This is a genomic window from Streptomyces sp. NPDC018031 (assembly GCF_044327625.1).
Classification (GTDB): Bacteria; Actinomycetota; Actinomycetes; order Streptomycetales; family Streptomycetaceae; genus Streptomyces.
Map to the genome: position 1 here is coordinate 12,062 of NZ_JBIRFT010000019.1, position 25,655 is coordinate 37,716.

At 75.1% G+C, this 25,655-nt stretch carries 28 protein-coding genes; 10 read left to right on the forward strand and 18 right to left on the reverse strand.

Annotated elements, in window-relative coordinates; all coding sequences use genetic code 11:
- The first annotated feature begins 171 nt into the window (after window positions 1-171).
- Window positions 172-1,500 carry an IS21-like element helper ATPase IstB gene (istB, locus tag ACH4B3_RS29245; RefSeq protein WP_398467842.1) on the forward strand — a complete coding sequence of 443 codons (1,329 nt, stop codon included), beginning with the start codon at window positions 172-174 and terminating at the stop codon, window positions 1,498-1,500.
- Between the two features lie 67 nt (window positions 1,501-1,567).
- The gene (locus ACH4B3_RS29250; protein WP_398467844.1) at window positions 1,568-3,142 is read left to right on the forward strand and encodes a cellulase family glycosylhydrolase; all 1,575 of its coding nucleotides are present in this window, start codon (window positions 1,568-1,570) and stop codon (window positions 3,140-3,142) included.
- A gap of 91 nt (window positions 3,143-3,233) precedes the next feature.
- On the opposite strand, the gene ACH4B3_RS29255 is transcribed toward ACH4B3_RS29250, so the two are convergent.
- The 5 genes from ACH4B3_RS29255 to ACH4B3_RS29275 all read right to left on the reverse strand — a co-directional run bounded on the left by ACH4B3_RS29255 (window position 3,234) and on the right by ACH4B3_RS29275 (window position 10,760).
- A complete protein-coding gene (locus ACH4B3_RS29255) occupies window positions 3,234-3,668 on the reverse strand; it encodes a protein-tyrosine phosphatase family protein (RefSeq protein WP_398467846.1) in 435 nt (144 codons plus the stop codon).
- A 117-nt stretch (window positions 3,669-3,785) separates the two neighbouring features.
- Complete coding sequence (locus ACH4B3_RS29260; protein ID WP_398467848.1) at window positions 3,786-7,892, reverse strand: SAV_2336 N-terminal domain-related protein; 4,107 nt, start codon at window positions 7,890-7,892, stop codon at window positions 3,786-3,788.
- Between the two features lie 16 nt (window positions 7,893-7,908).
- On the reverse strand, window positions 7,909-8,994 hold the full coding sequence (locus tag ACH4B3_RS29265) for an AAA family ATPase (RefSeq protein ID WP_398468046.1): 1,086 nt from the start codon (window positions 8,992-8,994) through the stop codon (window positions 7,909-7,911).
- A 57-nt stretch (window positions 8,995-9,051) separates the two neighbouring features.
- Entirely contained in the window at window positions 9,052-10,365 is a 1,314-nt protein-coding gene (locus ACH4B3_RS29270) for a hypothetical protein (RefSeq protein ID WP_398467850.1), read from the reverse strand.
- A gap of 41 nt (window positions 10,366-10,406) precedes the next feature.
- Window positions 10,407-10,760 (reverse strand): hypothetical protein, encoded by a 354-nt coding sequence (locus ACH4B3_RS29275; protein WP_398467852.1) that lies wholly within the window; start codon window positions 10,758-10,760, stop codon window positions 10,407-10,409.
- A 172-nt stretch (window positions 10,761-10,932) separates the two neighbouring features.
- Here ACH4B3_RS29275 and ACH4B3_RS29280 point away from each other — a divergent pair, with 172 nt between their 5' ends.
- Window positions 10,933-11,385 (forward strand): ATP-binding protein, encoded by a 453-nt coding sequence (locus tag ACH4B3_RS29280; RefSeq protein WP_398467854.1) that lies wholly within the window; start codon window positions 10,933-10,935, stop codon window positions 11,383-11,385.
- 103 nt (window positions 11,386-11,488) lie between these two features.
- On the opposite strand, the gene ACH4B3_RS29285 is transcribed toward ACH4B3_RS29280, so the two are convergent.
- Both ACH4B3_RS29285 and ACH4B3_RS29290 read right to left on the reverse strand, forming a co-directional pair.
- Entirely contained in the window at window positions 11,489-12,421 is a 933-nt protein-coding gene (locus ACH4B3_RS29285) for an SGNH/GDSL hydrolase family protein (RefSeq protein ID WP_398467856.1), read from the reverse strand.
- 132 nt (window positions 12,422-12,553) lie between these two features.
- A complete protein-coding gene (locus ACH4B3_RS29290; RefSeq protein WP_398467858.1) occupies window positions 12,554-13,033 on the reverse strand; it encodes a nucleoside deaminase in 480 nt (159 codons plus the stop codon).
- A gap of 423 nt (window positions 13,034-13,456) precedes the next feature.
- Between ACH4B3_RS29290 and ACH4B3_RS29295 the strand changes: the two genes are divergently transcribed.
- Window positions 13,457-14,566 (forward strand): amidohydrolase family protein, encoded by a 1,110-nt coding sequence (locus ACH4B3_RS29295; protein WP_398467860.1) that lies wholly within the window; start codon window positions 13,457-13,459, stop codon window positions 14,564-14,566.
- A gap of 121 nt (window positions 14,567-14,687) precedes the next feature.
- Here the strand turns inward: ACH4B3_RS29295 and ACH4B3_RS29300 are convergent, their stop codons facing one another.
- The 8 genes from ACH4B3_RS29300 to ACH4B3_RS29335 are packed head-to-tail and all read right to left on the reverse strand — an operon-like array spanning window position 14,688 to window position 18,161.
- The gene (locus ACH4B3_RS29300; RefSeq protein ID WP_398467862.1) at window positions 14,688-14,993 is read right to left on the reverse strand and encodes a gas vesicle protein K; all 306 of its coding nucleotides are present in this window, start codon (window positions 14,991-14,993) and stop codon (window positions 14,688-14,690) included.
- The gene (locus ACH4B3_RS29305; protein WP_398467864.1) at window positions 14,990-15,181 is read right to left on the reverse strand and encodes a gas vesicle protein; all 192 of its coding nucleotides are present in this window, start codon (window positions 15,179-15,181) and stop codon (window positions 14,990-14,992) included. The genes ACH4B3_RS29300 and ACH4B3_RS29305 overlap by 4 nt, the downstream gene beginning before the upstream one ends.
- Window positions 15,178-16,083 carry a GvpL/GvpF family gas vesicle protein gene (locus tag ACH4B3_RS29310; RefSeq protein WP_398467866.1) on the reverse strand — a complete coding sequence of 302 codons (906 nt, stop codon included), beginning with the start codon at window positions 16,081-16,083 and terminating at the stop codon, window positions 15,178-15,180. Before ACH4B3_RS29310 ends, ACH4B3_RS29305 begins: the two co-directional genes overlap by 4 nt.
- Entirely contained in the window at window positions 16,083-16,463 is a 381-nt protein-coding gene (locus tag ACH4B3_RS29315; protein WP_398467868.1) for a gas vesicle protein, read from the reverse strand. The genes ACH4B3_RS29310 and ACH4B3_RS29315 overlap by 1 nt, the downstream gene beginning before the upstream one ends.
- On the reverse strand, window positions 16,442-16,654 hold the full coding sequence (locus ACH4B3_RS29320; protein WP_398467870.1) for a gas vesicle protein GvpG: 213 nt from the start codon (window positions 16,652-16,654) through the stop codon (window positions 16,442-16,444). The genes ACH4B3_RS29315 and ACH4B3_RS29320 overlap by 22 nt, the downstream gene beginning before the upstream one ends.
- Window positions 16,651-17,370: a GvpL/GvpF family gas vesicle protein gene (locus tag ACH4B3_RS29325; protein WP_398467872.1), complete on the reverse strand. Its 720-nt coding sequence runs from the start codon at window positions 17,368-17,370 to the stop codon at window positions 16,651-16,653. The genes ACH4B3_RS29320 and ACH4B3_RS29325 overlap by 4 nt, the downstream gene beginning before the upstream one ends.
- Complete coding sequence (locus ACH4B3_RS29330; protein WP_398467874.1) at window positions 17,367-17,819, reverse strand: gas vesicle structural protein GvpA; 453 nt, start codon at window positions 17,817-17,819, stop codon at window positions 17,367-17,369. The genes ACH4B3_RS29325 and ACH4B3_RS29330 overlap by 4 nt, the downstream gene beginning before the upstream one ends.
- 39 nt (window positions 17,820-17,858) lie before the next feature.
- Window positions 17,859-18,161 carry a gas vesicle protein gene (locus tag ACH4B3_RS29335; RefSeq protein WP_398467876.1) on the reverse strand — a complete coding sequence of 101 codons (303 nt, stop codon included), beginning with the start codon at window positions 18,159-18,161 and terminating at the stop codon, window positions 17,859-17,861.
- A 239-nt stretch (window positions 18,162-18,400) separates the two neighbouring features.
- Between ACH4B3_RS29335 and ACH4B3_RS29340 the strand changes: the two genes are divergently transcribed.
- From ACH4B3_RS29340 to ACH4B3_RS29350, 3 genes are all read left to right on the forward strand, one after another.
- Window positions 18,401-19,480: a hypothetical protein gene (locus ACH4B3_RS29340; protein ID WP_398467878.1), complete on the forward strand. Its 1,080-nt coding sequence runs from the start codon at window positions 18,401-18,403 to the stop codon at window positions 19,478-19,480.
- Between the two features lie 606 nt (window positions 19,481-20,086).
- Window positions 20,087-20,872, forward strand: coding sequence for a class I SAM-dependent methyltransferase (locus ACH4B3_RS29345; protein ID WP_398467880.1), 786 nt, complete (start codon window positions 20,087-20,089; stop codon window positions 20,870-20,872).
- A gap of 154 nt (window positions 20,873-21,026) precedes the next feature.
- Window positions 21,027-21,404 carry a helix-turn-helix transcriptional regulator gene (locus ACH4B3_RS29350; RefSeq protein WP_398467882.1) on the forward strand — a complete coding sequence of 126 codons (378 nt, stop codon included), beginning with the start codon at window positions 21,027-21,029 and terminating at the stop codon, window positions 21,402-21,404.
- A 262-nt stretch (window positions 21,405-21,666) separates the two neighbouring features.
- Here ACH4B3_RS29350 and ACH4B3_RS29355 read toward each other — a convergent pair whose 3' ends face one another.
- The gene (locus tag ACH4B3_RS29355) at window positions 21,667-22,038 is read right to left on the reverse strand and encodes a nuclear transport factor 2 family protein (protein ID WP_398467884.1); all 372 of its coding nucleotides are present in this window, start codon (window positions 22,036-22,038) and stop codon (window positions 21,667-21,669) included.
- A 304-nt stretch (window positions 22,039-22,342) separates the two neighbouring features.
- Between ACH4B3_RS29355 and ACH4B3_RS29360 the strand changes: the two genes are divergently transcribed.
- Both ACH4B3_RS29360 and ACH4B3_RS29365 read left to right on the forward strand, forming a co-directional pair.
- Window positions 22,343-22,543 carry a DUF2191 domain-containing protein gene (locus ACH4B3_RS29360; protein WP_398467886.1) on the forward strand — a complete coding sequence of 67 codons (201 nt, stop codon included), beginning with the start codon at window positions 22,343-22,345 and terminating at the stop codon, window positions 22,541-22,543.
- Window positions 22,544-22,646: 103 nt separating this feature from the next.
- Entirely contained in the window at window positions 22,647-23,408 is a 762-nt protein-coding gene (locus tag ACH4B3_RS29365; RefSeq protein ID WP_398467888.1) for a hypothetical protein, read from the forward strand.
- A 55-nt stretch (window positions 23,409-23,463) separates the two neighbouring features.
- Here ACH4B3_RS29365 and ACH4B3_RS29370 read toward each other — a convergent pair whose 3' ends face one another.
- On the reverse strand, window positions 23,464-23,895 hold the full coding sequence (locus ACH4B3_RS29370) for a GNAT family N-acetyltransferase (protein WP_398467890.1): 432 nt from the start codon (window positions 23,893-23,895) through the stop codon (window positions 23,464-23,466).
- 683 nt (window positions 23,896-24,578) lie between these two features.
- Window positions 24,579-24,752, reverse strand: coding sequence for a CsbD family protein (locus ACH4B3_RS29375; protein WP_398467892.1), 174 nt, complete (start codon window positions 24,750-24,752; stop codon window positions 24,579-24,581).
- A gap of 486 nt (window positions 24,753-25,238) precedes the next feature.
- On the opposite strand from ACH4B3_RS29375, the gene ACH4B3_RS29380 reads away from it, so the two are divergent.
- A complete protein-coding gene (locus ACH4B3_RS29380) occupies window positions 25,239-25,574 on the forward strand; it encodes a PRC-barrel domain-containing protein (protein WP_398468048.1) in 336 nt (111 codons plus the stop codon).
- Window positions 25,575-25,655 lie beyond the last annotated feature (81 nt).

The following is a 25,655-nucleotide window of genomic DNA, read 5'->3' on the forward strand; positions in this document are numbered from 1 at the left end:
TCACTTGTGGTCGGGTTGTCATACGGAATGGGGATTACCCCCAAGGGGTGGTGAAATTCAGACCTTCGACGGGCGACTCCACAATGGGCGGCCACCGGTCGGTCCGTCGCCGGGGCGGCCGGGTCCGTCCGCTGTCACGCCTCCTGGGAGATGCCGTTGCCCGGTCATGTCATGCCCGCATCGCCGAAGCCGGACATCAGGAGCTATGCCGCTCCTTCGCTCGGATACGCCCTCTTCGCCACCCGCTGGCTCCAGGCCCCGCTGTACTTCGGTCTGGTGGCCGCGCAGGGGGTCTACGTCTACAAGTTCTTCAACGAGTTGTGGCGTCTGATCCAGCATGTGATCAGCGGCCACGCGGACGAGACCCATGTCATGCTCGCGGTCCTCAAGCTCGTGGACGTGGTCATGATTGCCAACTTGCTGATCATGGTGATCGTCGGCGGGTACGAGACCTTCGTCTCGCGCATCGGCCTCCAGGGTCACCGCGACCAGCCCGAGTGGCTGTCCCACGTCAACTCCAACGTGCTCAAGGTGAAACTCGCCACCGCCATCGTGGGCATCTCCTCGGTGCACCTGCTGCAGATGTTCGTCGACGTCGACCACACCGCGCAGCACTCGCTGCTGTGGGGGACGGTGATCCACATGGCCTTCATCTTCTCCGCGGCGATCCTCGCCTACATGTCCGGCCCGATGGCCGCGCGGGCCCACCGCTCGCACGGCGAGGGCGGGTCGGGCGGCCACGGCCCCAGTCCCGCGCAGGTCGTCGCCTCCCTGATCCCGGCCCAGCAGACCGCGCCGCGGGTCAACGCCGCGGAACAGGCCGCGGCGGCCGGGGCCGGCGCTCCGGGCGCCGGGGCGCGGGGGTCCGGTGAGAGCCCCGTCGTCCGTGACGCCGCCGGTGCCCAGTCCCGGATCCGTGCCGCGCGGTTCCCTTCGGCCAAGACCCTGGAGGAGTTCGACCGCGGGCACCAGTCCTCGCTCGACTGGGAGACCGTGGCCCGCCTGGAGAAGCAGGACTACGTCACCGCGCGGGAGAACCTGGTCCTGGTCGGCCCGCCGGGAACCGGCAAGACCCACCTGGCCGGCGCGCTCGGTCTGCGTGCCTGCCAGGCGGGCCACGACGTGCTGTTCGCCACCGCGGCGGAGTGGGCGGCCCGGCTGGGCGACGCACAGGCGGCCGGCCGGCTGACCGAGGAACTCACCGGGCTGGACGGCTATGCCGTCCTCATCGTCGACGAGGTCGGCTACATCCCCTTCGACGCGCAGGCGGCCGGCCTGTTCTTCCGGCTGGTCTCCCACCGCTACGAGCGGGGCTCGCTCATCGTCACCACCGACAAGCCCTTCGCCCGCTGGCCGGAGGTCTTCGGGGACAACACCGTCACCTCCGCCATGATCGACCGTCTCGCCCACCACGCCGAGATCATCGAGTTCAAGGGCGAGAGCTACCGGACCCGCCGCCGGGACCACTCCTTCCTCCCGGCCGACGGGCACGGTCTTTGACCAGGCGCACGGGAGGCCGCCCCGGGGCGCGGCCCCCCGTGCGCAAAAAGATGACAGATCCTCAAGAATGCGTGAACGGCACCTTGTCATCCGCCACCGCGGAGGACAGGATCGGCAGCTGCCGGAGAACCGCAGCGACCGGGACCGGGAGACCGCCATGCGCATGCCCCGCACCGTCACGACCCTCGCCCTCGCCACCGCCCTGCTGTGCGCCGCGCCGGTGCCCACCGCCCAGGCGCGCCCGGCCGACCCGCCGCGGCCCACCGCCCCGGACGCCGGCCGGTCCGTCGTCTCCGGCACGGTCACCTCTCCGGACGGGCGCACCCATCTGACCGACCGGCAGGGCCGGGTGCTGCGGCTGCGGGGGCTCAACCTGGGCAAGACCGACACCGTGACCGAGGAACGGATCGCCCGGGCCGCCCGCGACGGGTTCACCGTGCTGCGGCTCAACATCCAGTGGGAGCGGGTCGAGCCGCGGCGCGGTCACTACGACACCCGCTATCTGCGCTACCTCGACCGGGTGCTGGGCTGGGCCGACCGGCACCGGATCCAGGTCCTCGTCGACTGGCACCAGGACGTCTTCGGCCCGGCGTTCGGGCACAACGGCATCCCCGCGTGGGCCACCCGCACCGACGGCCTGCCCTTCGAACCCGACCCCGACGACTGGTTCGCCGGCTACTTCCAGCCCGCGGTCCAGGCCGCCTTCCGGCACCTGTACGACGACGCCGATCTGCGCGCCGCCCAGGCGGCCGCCTATGCCGAGGTCGCCGCGACCCTGCGCGGCCACCCGTCGCTGCTCGGCTACGACCTGTTCAACGAGCCGTTCGGGCCCATCGCGGGCGACCCGCTGGATCCGGAGGACCAGATCGCCGCGGCCGCGGAACTCGAACGCGGCCGGCTCGCCGCCATGTACCGGCGACTGATCGGCGCGGTGCGCACGGCGGACCCCGACGCCTGGCTGTTCCTGGAACCCACCGTGCTGGTCGGCCAGGGCGTGCCCACCAGCCTGCCCGCCTTCGACGACCCCCGCCACGGCGCGGACCGCCTCGGCTACGCGCCGCACTACTACGACACCGCCGTGGAATCGGGGGCCGACTGGGATCCGGCGGGCCGCTTCATCGAGAACTACGAAGCCGCCATCGGCGCCTATCCGGCCGCCCACCGGCTCCCGGTGCTGGTCGGCGAGTGGGGCCCGCCGAAGGCCACCACCCCCGGCAACGCGGAGCTGATACGCCGGCAGCTGACCTCCATGAACGGCTTCGCGGCGGGCTGGGCCATGTGGTACGACTGCCGGGCCGAGGACGGCGGCGGCTACTGCGTCCACGACTCCGACGGCACCCCGGCGCCGGGCAAGGAGCCGGCCTTCGCCCCCTTCGCCCAGGCCGTCGCGGGGATTCCCGGGGCGGAGGGCTACGATCCGGCCACCCGCACCTACAGCCTCACCTTCACCACCGGCCGTACCAGCGCCCGGGCCTGGACCACGATCACCCTGCCGGCCGGTGACTTCCCGCACGGCGGACGCGTCTCGGTGACCGGGGCGGGCACCGCGGTGGTCCGCGCCACCCCCGGCCGGGCCGCGATCCTGCTCCCGGCCGCCCGGCCGGGCACCACCGTCCGGGTCACGGTGACACCGGCCCGGTGACGGGGGCCGGTCCGCCACCACCCGCGGGGCGGCCGACCGGCACCGCCGACGGCAGCGGTCCGCACCCGGCGGGCCGGCCGTCCCGGCCCGGCTACGCGTCCGCGAAGCGCCGGACGTAGCGCCGCTGCCAGGGGGTCTCCACGGCGTGCCGGTCGTAGTGCTGCCGGACATACCCCACCGCCCGGTCGGCCGGGACCCCGTCCAGGACGGCCATGCAGGCCAGCGCCGTGCCGGTCCGCCCCCGGCCACCGCCGCAGGCGACCTCCACACGCTGGTCGGCGGCCCGGGACAGCGCCTCGCGGAACAGGTTCCGGGCCTCCTCGCGGTCCTTGGGCAGCAGGAAGTCGGGCCAGCGCAGCCACCGCGCCTCCCACTCGGTCGCCGGGGGCTGCTTGCCCAGCAGATAGACCGCGAAGGACGGTGTCTGCCCCGCGGGAAGGGGGTGACGCAGGCCCCGGCCGCGCACCATCACGCCGGACGGGAACCGCAGCACCCCGACGTCCGACGAACTCCAGTTCTCGGTCATGTGAACACCCTATAGACGCCTGGTGTCCGGCACGGTGGAATCGGTGATCACCCTGCCGCGGCGGTGACGTGCGGGAAGGTCCGGCGACCGGCGCGGCGAGGCAGCCGGGGCGGCCGGTCAGCCGGCGCCCTCCGGTTCCGGTGGGGCGTCGCCCGCCGTGGCCGTCCCGGTGCCGAGCCGGGACGCGATCAACCGGGCCAGCTCCGCGCTCTGCCGCGCGTCCAGCGCACCTGCCTGGGCGGCGGTCATCCGGACCTCGGTGCCGTCCGGGCCGGTGATGGTGATGGCGGGATCCCGGTTCCTGCGGGTCTGCAACCAGGAGACCAGGGCCTGCGCCAGCACGCTGACACCAGGAGGGGACAGCGACGACGCCAGCAGCGCGATCGCTTCCGCCGCGAGCTCCACCCCCGTCGCCCGGGACGGACCGGCCGCCCTGCGCAGGCGGCCGCGGAGCGCCGGCTCCTCTTCCAGCCACCGCTGCAGATCGTGCGCCTGATCGGCGGCGGCCCCCGGACCGCCCTCCACGGTGATGATCGTGGGACCGGCCGGTTCCGCCGCCGGTCGCTCCACGGCCCGGTCGCCCGGGAGCGGCGGCGAGGAGCCACCACTCCCGGCGCCGTCCACGATCAGCGTCCCGTTCACGGTGCAGCCCGTGAACGTGGCGGCCGCGTCGAAGCGGGCTCCGGCGTAAGAGGCGTCCCCGTGGACGGTGATGCGGTCGAAGCTCGCCGGGCCCTCGAACACGGCTTCCGAGCAGTCCAGGTCGTTGTGGATGGTGCTGTGGGCGGCGTCCATGGTGCCGCGGAACACCGCGCGGCGGAAGTCCGCCGGGCCGTGGCAGGTCGCGTGGGTCACCGTGAAGTGGTGCTGGAACACGGCGCGGCCGAAGTCGGTCGGCCCGTGGACGGTCATGTGGTCGAAGGCGGCCCTGTCCATGAACAGGGCCGCGTGGAAGGAGACGCCGCCGTGGAAGGTGGCGCCGCGCAGCCGCGCCGGGCCGAGGAAGGAAGCGCGGTCGAACCGGGTCGCCCCGTGGAAGGTGGCGCCGTCCATCGTGACGCTCCCGGAGAAGTGCGCACCGGAGAACCCCGCGCCCTCGAACACCGCCTCGGTGAAGTCCGCCGCACCGAACCGGGCCCAGCCGCCCGCCGGATCCCGGAGCGCGTGGAGCAACTCGGCCAGTACCCCGGCGGTGAGCTCGGTCCCGGAGACGTCGACGGCATCGCCCGGACCGAGGCCGGACAGATGCGCCGCCCGCTGGTCCGGGGTCAGGTGCGCCAGACACCGCGGGTGGCCGGGGACCCGGACCCCGCGGCAGCCGACCGGGTCCCGGTCGGAGGCGTCGAGTCCGCAGTGCGGCCACGGCGGGCCGTCGGGCACCCGCACCGGGTCGCCGGAGAGCGTCGCGGCGGCGTGCCGGAGCAGCCGGGGGTCGTCGTCGAAGACGTAGGCGGAGTCCCCGTGGTGCGGGCCGGTTCCGCCGACCGGCCGGAACGCCTCCGCCCGGAGCTCTTCGGACCGGCTCAGCAACACGGCGCGTACCGACCCGGAGACCGCCAGCACCAGCTCCGGGAAACCGCCGGGAGCGCGCAGCGCGTTCCGCATCCGGCGCAGCACCGGATCCAGCCGGACCATCCCGCGGGCCACCGCCTCGCCGGCGGCCGGTCCGAGCGCCAGGTCGGCGGCGGGCCCGGTGGCGAGCGCGACCCCCAGGACCACCCGGTGCTCACCGCGCGGATCGGAGTTCAGCGCGGCGAGGCGGTCCGCCAGCTCGGCCACGATCCCCAGCGCGTCCGCGGCGGGGTCCGGTGACCCGGCCGGCACCACCAGCAGGTCGGCCCCGTCATCGGGCGCGACGGGGGTGGTGACGACGCCGTCGACGGACCGGTCCCGCAGGATGCCGACGAGCATCCCCCGGATCCGCTGCTCCATGGCGAAGGCCGCCCGGGAGGCCCGCGCGGCGGCCGACGGGACCGGCGAACCGGGCGCCCGGCTGCCGGTCTTCACCTCCACCGCCATGCACCACGTGCTCGCCGCCGGTACCGCGACCCGCTCCGCCGACGGAGCCGGCCCCCGGTCGCGGCGGAGCTGCGCCAGGAACTCCTCGTCCCGCAGCAGCGGACCGATCGGCCGGACCCGCAGCCGGTCCGGCCGGCCGGGTTCGGCCCCGGTCACGCAGCCCAGCAGAACGTCCTGGTGCAGGACCGGGGCGCCCTGGAACTGCGAGGTGACGATCACCGGGGCGGAAGCCCCGGAGACGTCGAAGTACAGCCGGTCCTCCCGGCGCAGCAGCACGCCGCCGAGAGTGACCGGATCACCGGCCTCGGTGGGGCACCACACCCGGCAGCCGGTCAGTGAGGTCCCTGCGGTGATCTCGCCCCACGGCAGCCGGGCCGCCGGGCGGGCCCACTCCACCGGGTCGGTCAGTGCGGTCTCCGCCCGCATCAGCACGGCGTCGGACCCGTCGTCGTGGCGCGTCCACACCGGACGGCAGCGGACCCACCGGCCGCCGTCCCACACCACCGCACGCCGCTCGGCGTCGGCCGGCGAGGGGTGACCGCAGGTGAGGAACGTCCAGGGGGTCAGCGGCAGTCCGGCCGCCACCGGCCCGCCATCGTCGGCGAAGCGCCAGCCGACCGGACCGCCGCGCGGCGCCCGCGGTTCCCGGGCCGGGCCGGTCGCCGCCGCCGCTCCGGCATCCGGCCGCTCTGCGAACGGCAGCCGGCCGGCGCTCACCGTGCGGCTGCCCACGTCCGGGGCGCCGACCCGGGTCGCGCTGAACTCCGATCCGTCCCGCGGCAGCCGGTCGAGGTACCGCCAGACGGACTGCGGGACCAGCGCCTGCACATCGGCGATCCGGTGGCGCCGCTGCGAGCCGAGCAGGGCCTCCCGCACGCCGGGACGGAAGGCGAACTCCACCCGATCCGGGTCGAGTCCGGAGCCGTCGCCGGACCAGGGCTCCAGCAGACCGCTCAGCGCCACCTCCGCGAGGTGGCCGTGTTCGGACTCCGGCAGCATGGCGCGGCGTACCAGAGTCATGACCGGCAGGGTGAGCGGCACCGCGGCCAGGAACCCGGCCAGCCGCTGGGCGGTGGGCGAGGAGCCCTCCCGGAAACGCTCCAGCGCCTGCCGTGTGGAGGACGGCGGTTCCGGCACCGGGACAGGCGTCGTGCGCTGTTCCGGTGCCGGGCCGACCAGCAGGCACGTCATCCGCTGCCACGGGCTGCTGCCCGCCACCAGCCGGGCCAGCCGGCCGAGCCCCGCGGGGGAGGTGTCCACGACCGGGACGGCCGGCCCGGCCCGTGGCCCGGCCCGGCGCCGGGTACGCGGCCGGCCCGCTGCCGGGACGCGCTGCCAGGCGGTGTTGGGCGCCGCCGGGCCGGCCGAGCGCAGCAGCTGCGGGGCCGGCCGGGCCGCGCCACGGGTCCACAGCCGCTCGGGCAGCACGTTGAGCACGGCCACCGGGTTGTGCTGCGCCCACTGCCGCAGCACGCCGTGCAGCGCTCCGCCGCCCCAGCCCGCGCCGACGGTGTCGGTCACCACCAGCACCAGCCGGTGCCCCGACGGTGCGGCGATCTCCTGGGGCCGGTGCGGGGCCGCGCCAGGGCGGTGGGCCACCGACGGAACCTCACCGGCGCCGGTACCGCTCAGAAACCACAGCCGTACGTCGCGGAAGACCCCGGTCTGGACGATGACCCGGTGCAGTTCCGCCACCAGGTCGTGCCAGAGCAGCATCGACGGGTGGCTGTCCACCACCAGCGCCAGGTCCAGCCAGCGGCTCGGGACCGGCCGCAGCACCGGCGTCGGCAGCAGCTGCTCCACACTGCGGACGACGGTCAGCTCCTCGTCGAGTTCGAGTTCCGCCCCGCCGCGCGCCCGCCGTCCCACCGGCCGCAGCGAGCGCATGACGGCGAGCGGGTCCGCCAGGGACGAGGCCCGGGGGACCCGTACCGGAACGCCCCGCAACGGTTCGGGTCCGTCCCCCTCGGCGGCCGCCGGCTCCGCCGGGAACAGCCGTTCCGGCGGCTCGGCGACCACCGGGGCCGGGAGGGAGAGGAGCGGCGGCGGGGGAGCGCCGGGTGCTGCCCCGGCTTCCCCGGGGTCCGGGGCCGCCGGGCCGGCCGGCGGGCCGACCTGACGGGCCAGCCACAGGATGTCCGCCAGTTCCTCCGGACCGACGTCCGCCCCGGCCTCACCCAGCGCCGCGAGCAGCGCTTCGATCACGCGCGCCTCCCGGTCCTCAGGACGCCGGGCCGGTGAGCCGCTGCAGCACGGTGTCGAGGAAGCGTTCGCGGTCCTCCGGGCCGGTCCAGGCGTTGTTCAGCCGCAGGTGGATGGCGTTGAGCAGCTGGTCGGTGGCGAGGTCGCCGTCCGCGCCGCGGGTGAGGAAGTTCTGCACCAGGTCCTCGTAGTCCCCCTCCGAGCCGGGGGCGACCCGCAACCGTGACCGGATGATGCCCTCCAGCTTCTCCCGGCCGGGCGGCTCCATGTGCAGCCGGATGCAGCGGCGGAGGAACGGCGGCGGGAAGTCGCGTTCCCCGTTGCTGGTCAGCACCACGATGGGGAAGGACCGGCAGCGGACGTGTCCCCGCTCGACCCGGGCCAGGGTGTCCGGCGAGTCGTCGGTGGCGATGCGCACGGACGGCTGCCGCACCGCCAGCCGGGCCAGCTCCGGGATCTCGAAGCCGCCCTCCTCGAAGACGGTGAGCAGGTCGCCCGGGAGGTCGATGTCGCTCTTGTCGATCTCGTCCACCAGCAGGACCCGCGGCGTGTCCTGGGGGAGCAGGGCGGTGCCCAGCGGACCCAGCCGCAGGTAGGGGGTGATGGAGGCCCCGGGCGCGGGGTCGTCCTCGCCCCCGGCGGCGGTGCCGGCGTCCCCCGCGAGGTCCGGGACCGGCGCCGGCGCGGGGGCGCGCATCTGGTGCAGATTGGCGTCCTGCAGCCGGCCGATGGCGTCGTAGCGGTAGAGGCCGTCGCGGAGTGTGGTCCGACTGGTGACCGGCCAGTGCAGCACCGGACCCAGGCGCAGATCGGCGGCGATGCTGTGCGCGAGGGTCGACTTGCCCACCCCCGGCCTACCGGTGACCAGCAGCGGCCGGCGCAGGTAGAGGGCGGTGTTGACGACGTCCTTCTCCACCTCGTCCGGCACGTATCCGGAACCGCGCGTCCAGGTCCGGTCCCAGGCGCGGCCCCGCGTTCCCGGCGGGGTGTAGCCGGAGCCCGGCGCACCGGTGAACTCGCGCCAGGGCGGCGCCTCCAGGCCGGCGAGCCGGTCCCGCCGCACCTCCGGGTCACCCTCGCCGCAGTAGACCCACCAGTCCTTCACCACAACCCCCTCCCGCGTGCCGCGCGCTCCGGTCGGCTCATGACCACCCCTCAGCCGTCATGCCAGGGACCGGCATTGCGGCCGGCAGTCGGGATCGTCCCACAACAGCGCCAGGGGGTGGTGCCAGCCCTGCGGTCCCTCCGGCGCCCCGGTGTGCCGGAGCCGGAGGTCCCGCAGCCGCCGGGGGAGGTGCTGCACATCGACCCCGGTCCCGCCGGCGGACGCGTCCCGGTCGTCACCGGCCAGCGCGGAGACCAGGCCCTCGCCCGGCCCGGCCGCCCCCGGCGGACCGCCGCGCCGCCAGACGGCGATCGGCACCCCCGCGTCCAGCACGGCGTCGAGAGCGTCCTCCAGCCGCGCCCCGGACACCTCCGCCAGTACGCAGACCGGCGGGTGGTCGGCCTGCAGCCGGTCCCCGAGGGCGTGTGTCACCTCCTGCTCGGGGACCACGCGCACGGCCTCCGGGTGCCGGCCGCCGTGCGCCTGGTACCAGTCCCACTTGCGACGCCACAACTGCTCGGTGACACCGTCGCGTTCCTCCGGGCAGCGGACCGCCACCTGGTAGAGCAGCCCGAGCGCCCGGGGCCGCCCGGCCCGCCCGATCGGCAGCGGCCAGCACTCGAAGTCGTGGTCGAGCAGGGCGAACGGCACATGGAACTCCACGCGTTCCACCCCCATGACGGCGTCGGCCCCGGCGTGCCCGGCCCCGGCGGCCAGCAACTGCCTGCCCAGCTCACGCCGGACGTCGTCCAGCGGCAGCGGCGCGTCCTCCGACTCCCACACGGCCTCGAAGGACCCGCGGTGCAGCCACATCCGCGCCCAGTAGCGGCCTTCGGCCAGGGCCGGCTCCAGCCGCAGGTGGAGCACCGCCGGGCAGGCGGCGGCCGGCGGCACCGGGACCGGACCGACCGCCATCCGGGCGCAGGTGTCGGACACCCAGTCCGCGAGCTGCCGCGCCCAGCACGGATCGGCCGTCTGGGAACGCGCCGCGAGGTAGCGGACGAACGGCACGGCGAGCGGCACGTCCGGGCGCACCCCCTGGCGCTCGTCGAGGTCCTTGACCACCTCGGTGAGACCGCCCGGCGGCAGACCGTTCCCCACCGGGGGCACCGCGCCGGATATCTCGAACGCCCAGCGGTACGCCGCGTGGGTGTGCGCCGGCAGCGCCCGGTCGCCGAGGAGCGCGCCGAGCCGGTCCCACGCCGTCTGGTCCAGCCGGGGCGCGGCCTGTGGCGTGCCCGGGCCATGGAGGTGGAGTTCCTCGATGCTGAGCCGCTCGACGGTGAGGATCCCGGTGTTGGCCAGGCCGCCGTTGTCCGCCTGGGCGTCCCCCGTCTCCGAGACCTCGGTCTTCGGTTGTTTCCACCCCACTGCTGTCCTGTCCTCTGCTTCCTGCCCGCTCGTCGGGGGCGTCAGTGCAGCTGGACGCCGGTGCCGGCGGTGCCGCCGTCCGCCTCGGCGTCACCGGTGTCCTCGGCGACCGCGCCCGCCGGCGGTGCCGCCGCCGGGCCGCTGATCCCGGTGTTCGCCACACCTCCGCCGCGGGCGGTGGCCCTGCCGGTGCGGGTGGCGCGCAGTACCGGCGGTGCCTGCTGCCGGGGTCCGACCAGTCCGGCGGTCAGGCCGGCGACACCCACCACTCCCGCGATCACCGTGGCGACCTGGGCCGCGGTGTCGAGGTCGACCCACACCCACACCGCGACCATGGCCATGATCAGTACCGAGGAACCGGTGATCAGCGCCGTCTTCTTCCACCCCTGGAGCATCCCGCCATCATCCCTCCACCGCGCGGGGTCTGTCAGCTCGACGGCACGGTCCGGCCGGCCGCCTCCGAGGACCCGGCCGCGCCGCCGGCCGCGGTATCCGGGCCGATGCATTCCCGGCTCGTGGGTACACGGGCCGGTGTGAGCAATCTCGGCGACGGCGAAAGGAGAAGCGATGACCGACTCGGCGATGAGGGCCGTGGGCTGGGCCCGGTCCTTCCCGGTGTCCGGTGGGGTACGCGAGGGGCGCCGCTGGGCCCATGAGCACCTGAAGTCGCTCGGCTGGACCGAGTACGCGCCGGACACCGTGGACGACGTCCTGCTCACCGTCTCGGAGCTGGTCACCAACGCCCACGTGCATGCCCGCAGCACCGCGCACGTGGTCCTGACCTGGGACGACCGGTGCCTGCACGTGGGCGTCCACGACTCCGGCGGTGGCGTCCCCACCCGTCGGGTGCCGGACACCACGTCGCCGGGCGGCCGCGGCCTCGCCCTGGTGGACGCACTGTCCGATCACTGGCACGCGCACGCCCGGGAGGACGGCAAGACCATCGTGGCCTGCTTCACCCCGGCGCGCGGGCAGCCCGGTCAGGCGGACGCCCACGGCGCGCCGGCGGCCTCCCGGTGAGCGGTGCGGCGAACCGCGGTGCGGCGGCGGGGTGTGACACGGCGGTGGTCCGCGGTGCGGCGGAGGGGTGCGGCACGGCCGCGGTGGGCGGGGGCCGCCGCCGTCAGCGTGACCGGACCGGAGCGGTTCCCGCGGCGTCCGCCAGGTGGTCGGTGACGGTCGAGGCGATGGCCCTGCCGTACCGGAGCACGCCGGGGGAGGGCACCCCGCAGCCCCGCGAGGTCTGGGTGGTCGGCGCCAGGCAGTAGTGCAGCGGGTCGTCGTCCCGGTGCAGCCGGGTGACGCCGCCGTAGGACTGCGGCTCGGTGCAGTACTCGGGGTGGGCCCGCTCGTAGGCGTCACAGGGCAGGTACTGCGTCCATGCGTACCGGTCGCGGGGAAGGTTCTCGTAGGGGTAGGCGGCCATGCTCACGTGGTGGCCCGCGTCCGACACCAGATCGCCGGCGGCCGCAGCCTGGGCCGTGTAGAGGGCGTTGACCTGACGGACGCGGTCCGGGTTGAACGCGTCCGGGCCCTGCAGCACCCACACCAGCTTCGGCCGGGCGGCGCCGGCGGCCGCGGCGGCCTCGGTGATCTGGTCGGTCACGGCCCGGATGTCGGCCCGGTAGCGGGCGTAGTACTCGGACGAACCGGCCTCGGCCCCGTTCATACAGGGCGTGAAGCCCCAGGAGTGGCCCCAGAACTGCAGGATGACGACGTCCGGCCGGAGCGACCGGACCAGGGCCGCCGCCTTGTCCTGGGCGGGTACGAAGGACGACTCCGGGCGTCCCTCCAGATAGTCGCAGAGCGTCATCCCGGAGTGGGGCACGCTGTGGAACTCCGCGGGGCTCCCGGCCCGGACCCACTGCCCGACGGTGTCCTGGCTCTCCAGCGCGATGGAATCGCCGATGTAGAGCACCCGCGGGGCCTGGCGCGCGCCGGCCGGGCCGGCATCTGCGCCGGCCTTCGGAACCGGGGCGGCCGCGGCCCCGTGCCCGCCGCACACCACGATCCACAGCAGCCCCGTGAGCAGTGCCAGCGTTCTGCGTCCCGCCATGGCCGTGCGCCCCGTTTCCCCCGTGGTTGTCGGTCGGCACATCAGAGAAGCACACGGACGGCCCTTCCCGGAACAGGCCGTGTCCGAGAAGTGGACCCGCGCCCGGCGGGCGGTGACCGCGCCGCCCCCGGGTCAGGACGCGCCGTGGAAGCGGCGGTGCAGCGCGCGTACGGGTCCGGCCAGTTCGGGGACCGGGCCCTCGACCACCGCGCCCGGGACGACGGTCCGGATCGGCAGGGCCCGCACCGGTGGCGCGGGCACCCCCAACTCGGCGAGCCAGGACGCCAACTGCTCGGACGAGGCCGCGTACACGATGCGGCCCAGACCGACCCAGCCGTGCGCGGCGGCGCACATCGGACAGTGCTCACCGGAGGTGAACACGGTGGCCGCCGCACGTTCCTCCGGGCTCAGGTGCGCCGCCGCCCAGCGCGCCAGCTCGAACTCCGGGTGCCGGGTGCGGTCGCCGGAGGCCACGTGGTTGTGGTCCTCGGCGAGCACCGAGCCGTCCGCGCCGACGAGTACCGAGCCGAACGGTTCGTCGCCGGCCTCCAGTGCCTCGGTGGCCAGTTCCACGCAGCGACGCAGGTACCGCAGGTCGGCGTCGTTCACCATGGTGCCTCCAGAACGAGGGTGTCTCCGGAACGGGTCATGCGGACGGGCCCCGCCCCTGTGCCCACCGGGGCGCGGAGCGCGCCGGCCGAGCGTGGGCGGGCCGGCACCCGGTCGGGCTGACAGCGGCTCCGCCGGACGGAGCGGGCCGCAGTCTACTGGGCCCCGGGCACCTCCGGAGCGGACCCGGGAGTGTCCCGGGCCGGAGGACGGGGTGCCGGCCCCCGGGGGCGGGGGCCTGAGCCCTCCGCGCACCGGGGCGGAACCAGCGGCCGTGCCCGCCCCCGCCGGTGGCCCGTTCGGTCCCCGGCACCGCGTCCGTCCGGCGGAACCCGGGCCGTTCCCGGCACGTCGCGGCGGGCTGCGGGGTCCCGCCCGGCCATGGTGGGCCGACCAACGGACGGTCGCAACGATCGGAGTGCCGCGATGTCGGAATCGGGCCGGACGGTGAGCCGGCGCAGCCTGCTGGCCACCGGTGGGGCGGTGGTGTCCGCGGTGGCCGCCACGGGCCAGGCCGCCGCACACGACGATGGCGGCGCGGCGGCCCCCGCACCCGCGACCGGAGGCGACGCCGGCCGGGCCCGGATCGACATGCACCACCACTACGTCGCCCCGGCCTGGGTGGACTGGGCGGACCGGCAGGGCCTGGTGCGGCGCGAGGAACTGCCGTGGTGGGCCCGGTGGGACGTGGACGCCACGCTCACGCTGATGGACCGGGCCGGGATCGCCACCGCCGTCCTCAACCCCGCGACCCCCGGCCGGTACCGCTCCACCGCCCAGGCGCGGGAAGGGCTCACCATCGTCTTCCGGGCGCTGACGGAGCTGGTCGCCGCCCACCCGGGCCGCTTCGCCTTCCTCGTCCCCCTCTTCCCGGACGACCCCGGGCTGTCGTCCTGGGCCATCCGGAGCGGTCTGGACCGACTCGGCGCGGTGGGCGCGAGCGCCAAGGCCAACCAGGGCGGCGTGTACCTCGGCGACCCCTCCCACGACCGGCTGCTCGGCGAACTCGACGAGCGGGGCGCCGTACTGGTCACCCATCCGCTGGACCTGCCCGGCGGCCGGCCCGACGTGCCGACCGTCCCCGGTGTCCCCAACTTCATGTGCGACTTCCTGCTCGACACCACACGTGCCGCGGTGAACATGGTCCTGCACGGGACGCTGGACCGCTTCCCGCGCCTGTCGGTCGTCCTGCCGCACGCGGGCGGCTTCCTGCCGCACATCGCCACCCGGCTCCAGGCGTTCGGTGGCTTCCTCACCCCGCCGGTGGACCCCGCCCGGGTGCGGGACAGTCTGCGCCGCTTCCACTACGACACCGCGGGGCCGATGTCTCCGGCCGGCACCCTGCTGGCCGCGGCGGCGCCCGACCGGATCCTGTTCGGCACCGACTGGCCGGCCACCCCCGCGGACGTCGTCACGGAGGTGGCGATCCCGGCCCTGCGAGCCGATCCGGCGCTGACCGACCGGCACCGCCGGGGCATCAACCGCGACAACGCGCTCCGGCTGATGCCGGGGCTGCGCGCCGCCTCCCGCGGCTGACCTCCGGTCACCCGCACCGCCCGCGCTCCGGGCCCGGGGCCCGTACGCCGGCGGCGCGCCCGGCCGGCCGGGCGCCCGCACGGGCCGTCCGGCCGCCCCGGGCGCGGGCAGGCGGCCCGGCTCAGTGGCCGCCGGCGGGCGGGAGGTCCTGGTCCTCCCGCGGCAGCAGCGTCCCCAACGGCCCGAGGTCGAGGTTGAGGTCGCGCCGCCGCAGACCGTGCTCGGCGCACAGACGGTCCATCCGGTCCTCCAGCAGCATCAGCGTGCGGCCGACCCGCTCCTCCTGCTCCTCGGTGAGGTCCCCGGCGTCCGCGCGGCGCACCGCCTGCCGCTCCATCAGCTGCCGCAGCAGCTCCACCAGGGTCAGCACCAGCCGCATCAGATCGCGCTCCACGGTGTCCTGGTCCAGCTCCACCCGTCGGGTCACGCTTCCTCCCAGGGTGCGGGCACCGTGGCGCTCACCGAGCTGACCAGGGCGCGCAGGTCGATCCGGACCAGGTCCACGTCGGCGATCCGGAGGGTGACGTCCCCGGCGATGACCACACCGCCGGCGAGCAGCCGGTCCAGCAGGTCGACCAGGGCGATCCGCTGTCCGGGCAGATCGGGAGAGTTCATGGCGCGCCCTCGCCGTCCCCGGCAGCGCCGCCCTCGTCCCCGCCGGACAGGAAGGAGTACGGGGCCCAGGGCCCGGTCAGCTCCAGCCGGGCTCCGGGCAGGCCGGCACCCAGGTCCCGGACACGGGCCGCGAACGCCTCGCCGTCCGCCCGGTCCACCAGGAACGCGGCGTTCAGCAGGTTGGGTTCGGCGACCCCCGACAACCCGGTGTCCTGCGGGGGGTACCGCCGCACGGCCTCGGCGTACGGAGCGAGCGTTTCGAACACCCGGTGCGCGCCGAGCCGGGTGACCCGCCACCGCTCCTCGTCCGCCCGCCGTTCGGCGCTCCGCCGGCGCAGATAGTCCCGGCCGGCGCCCTGCCGGAGCCCGGCCCGGCCCGGCTCCGGACCCCCCGTGGACCGCCGGGCCTCCGGCCCGGCGGCGCCCGCCACGCCGGCGGACGCCGCCGGCACGGTCTCCGGGGAACCGCTGTGCGGGGGCGCCGCGTACATCTTCACGCCCCACTCGACCCGGCCCGCGAGCCGGTGGAGCGCGGTGGTGAAGCGCTCCCGGCCGACGTCCAGGAGCCGCCGCACCCCGGAATCGTCGCGGCAGACGGTGGCCAGGCGCAGCGGCACCACACACGGGGCGGTCCGGGCGGCCGCGTCCACCACCCGCTGGTGGGCGCGGGCCACCTCCTCCAGCCAGCGCAGGTCCTCCAGCCGCTCGCGCAGCGGCAGCTCGTCGAACTCCGCCGCCGGTACCGGGCCGGTGAGGGCGGCGAGTCCACCGTGCCGCACCGTGCGGACCGGTCCGCCGGCGATCCCCCGGAGGTGCCCCAGGGCCTCCTCCGGGGTGTCGTGGGCCGGGGCGACCGCGTAGACGTACCGCAGCTCGCCGCGGTGTTCGCCGGTGGTGCTCATCAGACCGTGTCCTCCTTGGTGCCCTCGGTGCCGCCGCCCGTCTCCAGTTCGGCGAGCCGGGCGCGCAGCCGTGCGTTCTCGGCGTCCAGCGCGCTGCGCCCGGCCCGGGAGGAGAGCGCCGGATCGTCCTCCCACCAGTCGATCCCCATCTCCTTCGCCTTGTCGACGGAGGCCACCACCAGCCGCAGCTTGATGGTGAGCAGCTCGATGTCGAGCAGGTTGACGCGGATGTCGCCCGCGATGACGACGCCCTTGTCCAGGACCCGTTCCAGGATGTCGGCGAGGTTGGCGGAGCCGTCCGGCGGCCCGTACCGGCCGGCCGGGGCCGGGGCGGTGAAGCCGCGCGGGGCCGGGGCGGTCAGCGGATTCCGTTCGTCCATGCGCGTGCCTCCTCCAGACGGTCGAGCAGTGCGTCCTCCTGCCGCTCGAACTCCTCCTCGTCGATCAGCCCGTCGTCCAGTTGCCGCTCCAGTTCCGCCAGTGCGTGCCGGATGCGCGCCGGGTCGTGGTATTCCCGCTCCGCCTGGGCCACGACCTGGCGCAGCACCCAGCCGACCAGCGAGATGATCACTGTTCGGCGAAGCTGTACGGCGGCAGCGGCCCGTTCAGCCGCAGGTCCAGCCGGGGGTGGGCCCGCCGGAGCGCGGTGGCTGCCTCCACCAGCCGGTCCGCTTCCTCCCGGGGGACGAGGAGGGAGAGGTTGAGGAACCAGCCGCCGCTCTCCGGGCCGTGCCGGTGTTCCTCGCCGAGCGGCGCCAGCGTCTCCTCGACCAGCCGGGCGTCCTGTTCCTCGCGGACCCGGACCGCCTGGGCCACCCGCTCGCCCATGCGCAGGCGGTCGTCGTACGTACCGCCGTCCGCCGACCGGTTCGCCGCCGCCATGTCCCGCAGCTCCGGCTGTTCGTCGAGCAGTTCGCGCAGCAGCACCTGCTCGTGGTGGACCGCCTTCAGGTTGTACTCGGCCCGGCCGTCCAGCCGGGCGAGGCGCTCCTGGTAGGCGCCGGCCTGCTCGGCGAGCACCCCGCGCACCGCCCCGTCGCCGGGGGCGACGCTGCCGAACCGCATCGGCAGCACCGCGCAGACCTCGCCGGCCTCGGACAGCACCCGCTGGTGGGCCATCAGGTCGCGGCGGCGGGGCTTGAGCCCTTCCGGGCAGTCGCTGACGATCGCCGTCAGCTCGCCCTCGCGGACCCCGCGCACCGGCCGGGGTGGATCACCGACCCCGGTGAGCCCGTCCAGGAGTTCGGGGCGGGCGCCCCGCGCGATCCCGTAGACATAGGTGGTCATGCGTCCTCCCCGGACTTCTTCGCGGTGCTCCGGCGGGTGCCCGAGCGGGCCGGAGCGGACTCCTCCTCCTGGTCCCCGCCCTTGCCGCGGAGCGTGTCGCTGAGGCCGCGGGCCGCCTGGGAGACCGCCTGGCCGGCACCGCTCAGCGCGCCCTTGGTCTTGTCCCGCGCGCCGTTCTCGGTCGCGTCGCTCACTATCTCGGGGAGCCCGGGTGACTTGTGCGGGCCGGACTCCAGGTCGAGCCGGTTGCAGGCTTCGGCGAACCGCAGGTAGGTGTCGACGCTCGCCACCACGACCCTGACATCGATCTTGAGGATTTCGATGCCGACCAGGGAGACGCGGATGAACGCGTCGATCACCAGGCCACGGTCGAGGACGAGTTCCAGCACGTCGTAGAGGCCGCTGCTGCCTCCTCCACCGCTGGTTCGCTCTGCCGGGACAACAGTCATGTCGATCTCTCATTCCTCTCGGGGGTCCGGCGCTCGGGCTCAGTGGCGGTCGCCGCGCGCCCGCTCGTACCGCCGCACGCGGCGGTATCCGGTGAGCAGCCCTTCCTGGTCGAGGGTGATCTCGTACAGGGCCAGCAGGCTCATCGTGTCGGGGACCCGGGCCACCTCCACCACTTCGGCTTCGAGCAGCCATCCGTCCTCGGACCGCTCGAAGCGGGTCACGGACTCGGGTTGCCGTCCGGTCAGCTCGGTGAGCTGTTCGCATCCCGCACGCAGCATGGCCGCGGGGGACGGGCCACCCGGCGCCGTCCTGTCGCCGGTCTGATCGTGTGTGTTTGTCATGAGTGCCTCGATGAGGCGCGTACCGCGAGAACCGATCCGCAAACGTGTACGGGCGCGCGGACCGTGCGACCCGGGTCGGTGGCGAGGCCCGCGACCCGCCCGGCAGCGGCCGGTCGCCCCCGCCCGGACGGGGTGTCAGCACTGTCGGTGCGGTGTGGCATCGTCGGTCGCATCAGCAACCTTCCGCCCGGCCCGTTGCGGCCGCGGCGGGACGGGTACGGCACGGAACGGAGTCGGGCATGGAGCGGACCGCGGACGGCGGGCGTGTGGTGGACGTGGCGCGACGGCTCAGGCGCGCGGACACCGGCGGCTGGGGCGAGACGGCGCTGCGCGCGGCGGTGACCGGCCTCGGCTGGGAGTGGCGGGACGGCGACGCCGGGCCGCGGCTGGTCACCGGTCTCGTACCGGACGGGTCCGGGGCGGGCGCGGCGCGGCTGCGCCCGGTCGGCCGCTTCGAGCGCGACTACGCCCGCGGCGGCCAGGAGTACGTCGGGCTCTATGTGCCGGTCGCGCTGCCGGACGGCGGGGCGGCGGCGAAGGCGGCGGCCTTCCGGGCCGCCGCCGAGGCGCTCACCGAGGAGTTCGGCCCCGCCTCCGTGATGGGCGTGTACGGCGACCCCGGCCCGTTCTACGACTCCGCCCCGTTCTGGGGCAGTCCGTTCCTGCGCTGGCGCGGCCGGGACGACACCCTGGAACTGCACCCGGGGCAGCACGGCCCCGAACTGCTGCTCCAGCCGACCGACCCGGTGGAGGACTGGTTCTGGCGGCAGGGGCACGGGGAGGCACACGCCGTCGGCGGGTTCTTCGGCAGCCGCCGTGATCCGGCCAACGCGGGCCTGGGTTTCCCCGGGCGCTGGCGCACCGGGGACTGGGACGTCTTCGCCGTCGCCCTCGGCGACTTCCTGCACACCCTGCCGGCCGAGACCAGCGCCCTGGGCATCAAGCTCGACTTCGGCCTCCACGCGCTGGTACCCGGCACACACGGCCCGGTGCTGTTCCATCTCGCCTGCGGCGAGCGGCTGGAAATCGCCTATGACACCGAGCCCCTGGGGCCGGGCGTCACCGATCCGGCCACCTTCGGCTGGATACCGGCGGCCTCCCGGCCGGCCGCCCTGGACCACTGGATCGACGTGCCCTACCACTCGGGGGACTTCGGCATCGGGGAGACCGACGGGGCCCGGCTCGCCGGCATGATGGTCGCGACCCTCCGTGACCTGGGCGTCGCCTCCCCGAAGGACCTGAGTCTGTCGGACCACGCCCAGCAGGTCGGGGACTACCACGTCTCCTACTACGGACTCACCCTGGAGGAGAACCCGTAGCGTCCCGGGCGCGCGGAACGGCCCGTCATCCGGGCCCCGGCGGGCACGGGGTTCGGGTTGCCGCCGGCGGCGTGCGCGGCCGGAGCCGGGGCAGCCGTTCGGCGGCTCGCGGTCACGGCCCGCCGCCGGCCGGGAGCCCGCTACCGGCGACCGGGCGGGGCGGCACCGGGGCGGGGCACGCCGACGGGCGTCCGGCACGGTACGGCCGCACACGCCGCGGCGCGGGAGCGGCCCCGCCACCGGGGCGCCGGGGTGCGGCCGGGTGGCGGGGCCCGGTGGAGCGAAGGCCGGGCGGTGCGCCGCGCCCGGCCCGGCACCTCCGCGCCTCGGCCCGGCGGTCCGGTGGCGCGTCCCCGTCCGCGGGGCCACCGTCCCGCATCGGCGGGGGTCCGGGCGGCGGCCCCGGGCCCCGCGCCCTCGGACGGGGTGGTCCGGTCGCCCCATGGCGCCCGGCGGCCCGCGCCCGCCCCCGGCGGCCCGCACCCGGCCGGGGAGGTCGCGCCGGCGGCGGGTGCCCGAGTGGCGCGGTGCGCGGCTGGGTGTCTCCCGCGTGCCCGCCCGCCCCCGCATCGTCGATGATGCTGGCGGGGGAGAAGGGAACCACTCATGAACCACCCCGCCGGACCGAAACGGATCCGCGCCAACCGCGCGAGCCTCACCCACAAGCTCCACTACGCCGTACGGCACCCCGACCGGGTCCCCGCCCATGTGCGCCGGCTCGGGCGTGACTGGATGCTGCGCCTGGCCAACCGCGACCACGTGGCCTACTACCGGGCCGTGATGAAGGCCGACACCGCCGCCGACCCGTCGGCCGCGGTGGGCAGCCCGTCGCACCGGGAGTGGCTGGCGCTCGGCCGGATGCAGTTCGACTACCTCAGACGGCACGGCCTGGCCCGGCACGACCGGATGCTGGAGATCGGCTGCGGCAACCTGCGGGCCGGCTGGCGCTTCATCGACTACCTGGACCCCGGCCACTACCACGGGGTCGACATCTCCCCCGAGATCCTGCTCGCGGCCGGGGACACCCTCGCCGAACGGGGACTCCAGGACAAACTGCCTCATCTGAGCCTCGTCCGGGACCTGCGCCTGGCGGCCCTGCCGGCCCGGCACTTCACGGTCGTGCACGCCCACAGCGTCTTCTCCCACTCGCCGATCGAGGTGATCGACGAGTGCCTGGAGCACATCGGCCGGGTGATGGCCCCGGACGCCTACTTCGACTTCACCTTCCACCGCACCGACGTCGGCGAGCACCATGTGCTGCGGGAGGACTTCTACTACCGCACCGACACCCTCGTCCGGCTGGCCAGGAGCAAAGGGCTCACCGCCCGCCTCATGGAGGACTGGGAGCGGGAGCCGCGCCGACAGTCCAAGATGCGGGTCACCCGCTCCTGACCGACCGGGAGCGACCGGCGCCCGGGGCCCTCCGGCACCCGCGGCCCCGGGTGGCGTTCCCCGGCCCGGCGGTGGTACGGCGCGCGATCCAGGTGTGTTCCATGCGCGTACGGTGGACCGCCGCCGGTAGGGTGACGCCCGGAGGTGGTCCCTGATGCCTCATGAGGAACAGGCGTTGTTCAGCGCTGTCGACGCGCTGCTGGAGCAGGTGCCGCAGGAGCCCCTGCCGGGGCCCGCGGAGCGCAAGCGCCTGCGGGAAGCGGCCGGACTGAGTCAGGAGCAGGTCGCCAGGGCTCTGCGGACGCGCCGCGAGGCGGTGGGGAACTGGGAGGCCGGCCGGACCGAGCCGCGGCCGCCGAAGCGCGCCGCCTACGCCCGTCTGCTGGAGGGCCTGGCCGCCCGCTACCCCGTCGCGCCCCGGCCCGCCACCGTGCCGCCGGAGCACCTCCCGGCTCCGGCGGGCCCCGCCCTGCCCCGGCACGCCGCCCCCGCGGCGGACCCCCAGGCCCTGGCGGCGCCCCGGCCGGACTGAGCCCGGCCCCACTCGGCGGCCGCCGCTTCGGCAACCGCGACCGCCGCCACCACCGGTCCCCCGGCTCACCCCGCCGTCCCCTCCGTCCGGCGGGCGCCGCACCGGCCCGGTGCCCCCGCACCGTGGCCTGCGCCGCCGGACCCGGCCGGGAGGTGACGCCCGTGCCGTGCCCGCGGCACGGGGCGGGCGCCCGGCCGGCCCCTGGCGTGACCGGTTCGAGGACGCCTGCCTCGACGCGCCCTTCGCGCCCGCCCCCGCCGGGTCACGCGCCGGCGGGGACCCGGTCCAGGAAGCCGGACACGGAGCTGATCCGGCCGTCCTCGGCCAGCCGGGCCACGTCGAAGCCGGCCACCGGGGCCGAGCCGTCCGTCGGCGACACCAGTTCCCAGCCGAACCGGACGACGTCGTGGTGTCCGTCGACGGCGCCGATCAGCCGGAACTCGAAGCCGGGGAACTGCTCGTGGGCTCCGGCGATCACCGCGGCCAGCTGCTCGTGCCCCCGGACATCGGTGAACGGGTCGGTGTAGCTGCCGTCCTCGGTCCAGGCCGCGGCGACGGCCTTGGCCAGCGTCTCGGCGTCCGGGGCGTTCCAGGCCTCGAAGTAACGGGCTATCGCGGTGTCGTACGAGGTCATGTCAGTGTCTCCTCGGGTGAAGGCCGTTCGGCGGCGGGCGGGCCGGGATCCGGCCGGCTCCGGCGTTCTCCGGTACCCGCCGGAGCGGTCCCGGTGCCTTCACTCTGCCGCCCGGTGCCCGCCGGCGCGATTACCTCGCAAGTAAAGCGCCCCGCGGAGCCCGGCGGGCGGCGGGGCCCGGACCGAAGCCGGCAGCTCCGGGCAGGTGGACGGCGGGCGTTGAGCGGCGCGTGCGGCCGGATGGCTGTGCCACCGGTCCGCGGACCGGTTAGGGTCCGGGTGCGGTACGACGAAGGGGGCGCGCGTGGCGAAGGTCAGCATCAGTCTCGATGCCGAACTGGTGGTGGAAGTGATGGTCCTGGCCGGGATCGGATCGCCGCAGGACGCCGTGGAAGCGGTCGTCCGCGACTACGTCGCCCGGGGGCACCGCACGGAGGCGCGCACCGGGTCGGTGGAGCGCAGCCCGCGCGAGGCCGAGGCCACGCCGCCGGATCCGCAGGGGTGACCGCCCGCCGGTCGCGGGGCACCGCCGGGAGCCGGCGGCGAAACGGATGGTAGGTTGGCGCACTTCGGGCGGCCCTGCCCCCGGAGTCCTGAGGGCGAACGCCATGACCGACCCCGACCAGCAGTCCGCACGACGGCGCCTGGACGCCGCGCTGAACGGCCTGACCACCACCTTCCGCGGTATGACCGCCCGTCCCGACGAGCACAACTGCGAGTGCCACTGGGGCGGCCCGGAGGAACTCGCGCTGCTGAAGGTGCCGGACGTCGAGCTGGATCCGGACCTGCTGCGGCGCACCTGGCAGGCCACCGACTGGACCGACCACGCGGCCGTACTGCGCCGGATCCTGCCCCAGTTCGGCACCGCCCTGGTCGACGGCCGGATCGAGCTGTTCTTCGGGATGGCGGAGGTCGGCCACTCGTTCGCCCGCGCCGACTGGCGGCGGTGGCCCGCCCGGCAGGCCGGAGCCGTACGGGAGTTCCTGCACGCCTGGTGGGTCCGCACGCTGACCGAACCGCAGCCCGCCGTCCCGGCCTACGAGGTGCTCGCCGCGGTCGCCGAGGCCTCCGCCACGCTCACTCCGTGGCTCGGCGTCTGGGAGGCGCTGGACACCGCTCCGGCCGACGCGCAGCTGGCCGAGGCGGCGGCCCGCTGGGAGTACGACCTGCTCGGCGACGAACTGCCCTGGGAGACTCGGGAGGACGCGGAGGACAGGCGCGCCGAGCTGGCCGGATGGCTGGTCCGCGTCGCCCCGCCGCGGCTGCGGTCCCATGGCGCGCCGGAGGAACTGCTGCACCGCGTACGGCTGATCGGTGTGACCGGCGCCGACCGCTGGGAGGACCCGCACTGGCCCGGCCACCGCTACTGACTCCCGGCCCCGCCGCCGCGGGTGCGCCGGTGGCGGTGGCGCGGGTAGGGCGCCGTCATGCCGGGGGTTCCATCACCATCAGTCTCCGCGGGTCGGGGACGGGGACGAAACCGGCCTTGGCGTAGACGTCGTGCGCGTCGAGGGTGGACAGCAGGATGCGCTTGAGCCGGTACGGGGCGAGGTGGTCGCGGACCGCGGTGGCCAGCCAGGTGCCGAGACCCTTGCCGCGGTGCGCCGGTTCCACGTAGACGTCGCAGAGCCAGGCGAAGGTCGCCAGGTCGGTGACGACCCGAGCGTAGGCGACCTGCGTGCCGTGGGCGTCGTAGACACCGAAGTTGACGGAGGCGCGGACCGACCGCTCGACCGTCTCGCGGCTGCGGCCCAGGGCCCAGAAGGCGTCGGTCGAGAGCCAGTGGTGCACCAGGCCGATGTCCAGACGGTCCGGGTCGGTCGCGAGCTCGTAGCCGTCTTCCCTGTGAATGATCATGGTCTTGCATGGTAGTGCGGCCAGTGCGGCCCGCGTCGGGGGCGGTTGCCCGGCAGGGCGATGGAGGAGGGCGGCAGGTCGACGACGTCCACCTCGAAGGCCGGCGCGGTGAGGTGGCGGGCGTGGCGATCCGGATCGAGAGCCCGGCCCGTGCGGATCAGGCCGCGGCCCGGATGGGAGACGGGAAGCTCGTCGGGTTTCGCCGCGAGGAACGCCACCGGCTTGGCGCGGTCCGCGGAGCAGCCGTCCCCTCCAGGCGGCCGCCCCGGCCGTCCGGCGGGCGGCATCAGGCGTGCAGGGGCGTCCGGCGGTCGGCGTGTGGCGTGAACAGTCCGTCCGGCAGCCGGAGTACGTCCCCCACCGCGAGGGTGTTCCGGTTCGTCCGGGCTTCCTCCTTCCTTTCCGCGATTACGAGAATCGCATTCCGGAGGAGCCCCTGGGGAAGGGGGCCGTCCGAAGCCGCCGACGGCTCCGGACGGAACGCGGAACGGACGACCGCCCGCCACCGACGGAGTTCCGCGGAATACCGCCCGACCCCGTGGCCGGCGCCGTGACCGGGGTGATCTCCGTCGTGCCGCGCCGGTTTTCCGGAGAATCACCGGCGGGCCTTCCGGCCGGGCGAGCGGAAGGCCCCGCACCCGGTTCGGGCGATGCGGGGCCTTTTCCGTCCGGCGGGGCCGGGCTCAGCGGCGGAAGGCGTCCTTGGCCTTCTCCTTCGCCTCCCGCATGTCCCCCTTGGCGCGTTCGGCACGGCCGTCCGCGGTGAGGCGCTCGTTGCCGACGGCCCGCCCCGCGGTCTCCTTCGCCGTGCCCTTGGCCTGCTCCACCTTCGCCTGGGTCTTCTTCTCGGCAGCCATGTCTCTCCCTTTCCGAAGTCGTCTGCGGGTGTGTACTTCCGGGTGACCGCGATCTTCCTCGGCAAACCCCCACCGTGAAATTCGGCGGACCCCCGCGGAGAAAAGGGGAGGCAATTCACCCCGGGGCGCCGGACGCATGGTGCTTTCCGTGGCGGGTAGGGCGCACGGTGCGGGTCATTCACCCATCCCGCCGCCGCGCCTCCCGTTTCCCGGGCGTACCCCTTCCGGTATCGCCCATCGGGCGGAAAGCGGCGGAGGGCGGAGCCCGCGGGCTCCGGCTCTCGCCGGCCGACGACCGGCCGACCGGCCGGCCCGGGAGAAGGGCCGGGAAGGGCCCCGACCGGTCGGCGCGGCCCCGAGAGGACCGGGGCGTGCGGGCACCGGGTGATCGGCAGGACCGAGGGAGACGCCGCCACCCGCACGCATCCCCTTCCCTCGCGACATCCCTACGCTGTCTGGAGGAGTTCCGTGAGTGAGTACGAGTACATGTGGTCCTACGTCCCGACCAGTGGACACGGTCCGGACGACGACCTGACGGGTTACCGGGTCGAGGCGACGGACGGCCACATCGGGAAGGTCGACAAGCACTCGAACGAAGTGGGCTGGCAGTACATCGTCGTCGACACCGGTGTGTGGATCTTCGGAAAGGAGGTCCTGCTGCCGGCCGGCACCCTCACCAGCGTCGACCACCAGGAACGGAAGATCCACGTCGCCCGAACGAAGGACGAGATCAAGGCTTCGCCGGAGTTCGACAAGGACAAGCACCTCGGCGACCCGGCCTACCGCGACCAGCTGGGCGGGTACTACGGCTCGGGGCACTGACCCCCGGCACCCGGTGGTGGGGGGGGGGGGGGCGCCCGGGGGGGGGGGGGGGGCGGCGGCCCCGGCGGGGGGCCGGGGGGG

Bases quoted from the DNA above. Each gene is read 5' to 3' on its own strand.
- istB (WP_398467842.1), top strand. From the start codon at position 172: ATGCCCGCATCGCCGAAGCCGGACATCAGGAGCTATGCCGCTCCTTCG.
- ACH4B3_RS29250 (WP_398467844.1), top strand. From the start codon at position 1,568: ATGCGTGAACGGCACCTTGTCATCCGCCACCGCGGAGGACAGGATCGG.
- ACH4B3_RS29255 (WP_398467846.1), bottom strand. From the start codon at position 3,668: ATGACCGAGAACTGGAGTTCGTCGGACGTCGGGGTGCTGCGGTTCCCG.
- ACH4B3_RS29275 (WP_398467852.1), bottom strand. From the start codon at position 10,760: ATGCTCCAGGGGTGGAAGAAGACGGCGCTGATCACCGGTTCCTCGGTA.
- ACH4B3_RS29280 (WP_398467854.1), top strand. From the start codon at position 10,933: ATGACCGACTCGGCGATGAGGGCCGTGGGCTGGGCCCGGTCCTTCCCG.
- ACH4B3_RS29285 (WP_398467856.1), bottom strand. From the start codon at position 12,421: ATGGCGGGACGCAGAACGCTGGCACTGCTCACGGGGCTGCTGTGGATC.
- ACH4B3_RS29290 (WP_398467858.1), bottom strand. From the start codon at position 13,033: ATGGTGAACGACGCCGACCTGCGGTACCTGCGTCGCTGCGTGGAACTG.
- ACH4B3_RS29295 (WP_398467860.1), top strand. From the start codon at position 13,457: ATGTCGGAATCGGGCCGGACGGTGAGCCGGCGCAGCCTGCTGGCCACC.
- ACH4B3_RS29305 (WP_398467864.1), bottom strand. From the start codon at position 15,181: ATGAACTCTCCCGATCTGCCCGGACAGCGGATCGCCCTGGTCGACCTG.
- ACH4B3_RS29310 (WP_398467866.1), bottom strand. From the start codon at position 16,083: ATGAGCACCACCGGCGAACACCGCGGCGAGCTGCGGTACGTCTACGCG.
- ACH4B3_RS29315 (WP_398467868.1), bottom strand. From the start codon at position 16,463: ATGGACGAACGGAATCCGCTGACCGCCCCGGCCCCGCGCGGCTTCACC.
- ACH4B3_RS29325 (WP_398467872.1), bottom strand. From the start codon at position 17,370: ATGACCACCTATGTCTACGGGATCGCGCGGGGCGCCCGCCCCGAACTC.
- ACH4B3_RS29330 (WP_398467874.1), bottom strand. From the start codon at position 17,819: ATGACTGTTGTCCCGGCAGAGCGAACCAGCGGTGGAGGAGGCAGCAGC.
- ACH4B3_RS29335 (WP_398467876.1), bottom strand. From the start codon at position 18,161: ATGACAAACACACACGATCAGACCGGCGACAGGACGGCGCCGGGTGGC.
- ACH4B3_RS29340 (WP_398467878.1), top strand. From the start codon at position 18,401: ATGGAGCGGACCGCGGACGGCGGGCGTGTGGTGGACGTGGCGCGACGG.
- ACH4B3_RS29345 (WP_398467880.1), top strand. From the start codon at position 20,087: ATGAACCACCCCGCCGGACCGAAACGGATCCGCGCCAACCGCGCGAGC.
- ACH4B3_RS29350 (WP_398467882.1), top strand. From the start codon at position 21,027: ATGCCTCATGAGGAACAGGCGTTGTTCAGCGCTGTCGACGCGCTGCTG.
- ACH4B3_RS29355 (WP_398467884.1), bottom strand. From the start codon at position 22,038: ATGACCTCGTACGACACCGCGATAGCCCGTTACTTCGAGGCCTGGAAC.
- ACH4B3_RS29365 (WP_398467888.1), top strand. From the start codon at position 22,647: ATGACCGACCCCGACCAGCAGTCCGCACGACGGCGCCTGGACGCCGCG.
- ACH4B3_RS29370 (WP_398467890.1), bottom strand. From the start codon at position 23,895: ATGATCATTCACAGGGAAGACGGCTACGAGCTCGCGACCGACCCGGAC.
- ACH4B3_RS29375 (WP_398467892.1), bottom strand. From the start codon at position 24,752: ATGGCTGCCGAGAAGAAGACCCAGGCGAAGGTGGAGCAGGCCAAGGGC.
- ACH4B3_RS29380 (WP_398468048.1), top strand. From the start codon at position 25,239: ATGTGGTCCTACGTCCCGACCAGTGGACACGGTCCGGACGACGACCTG.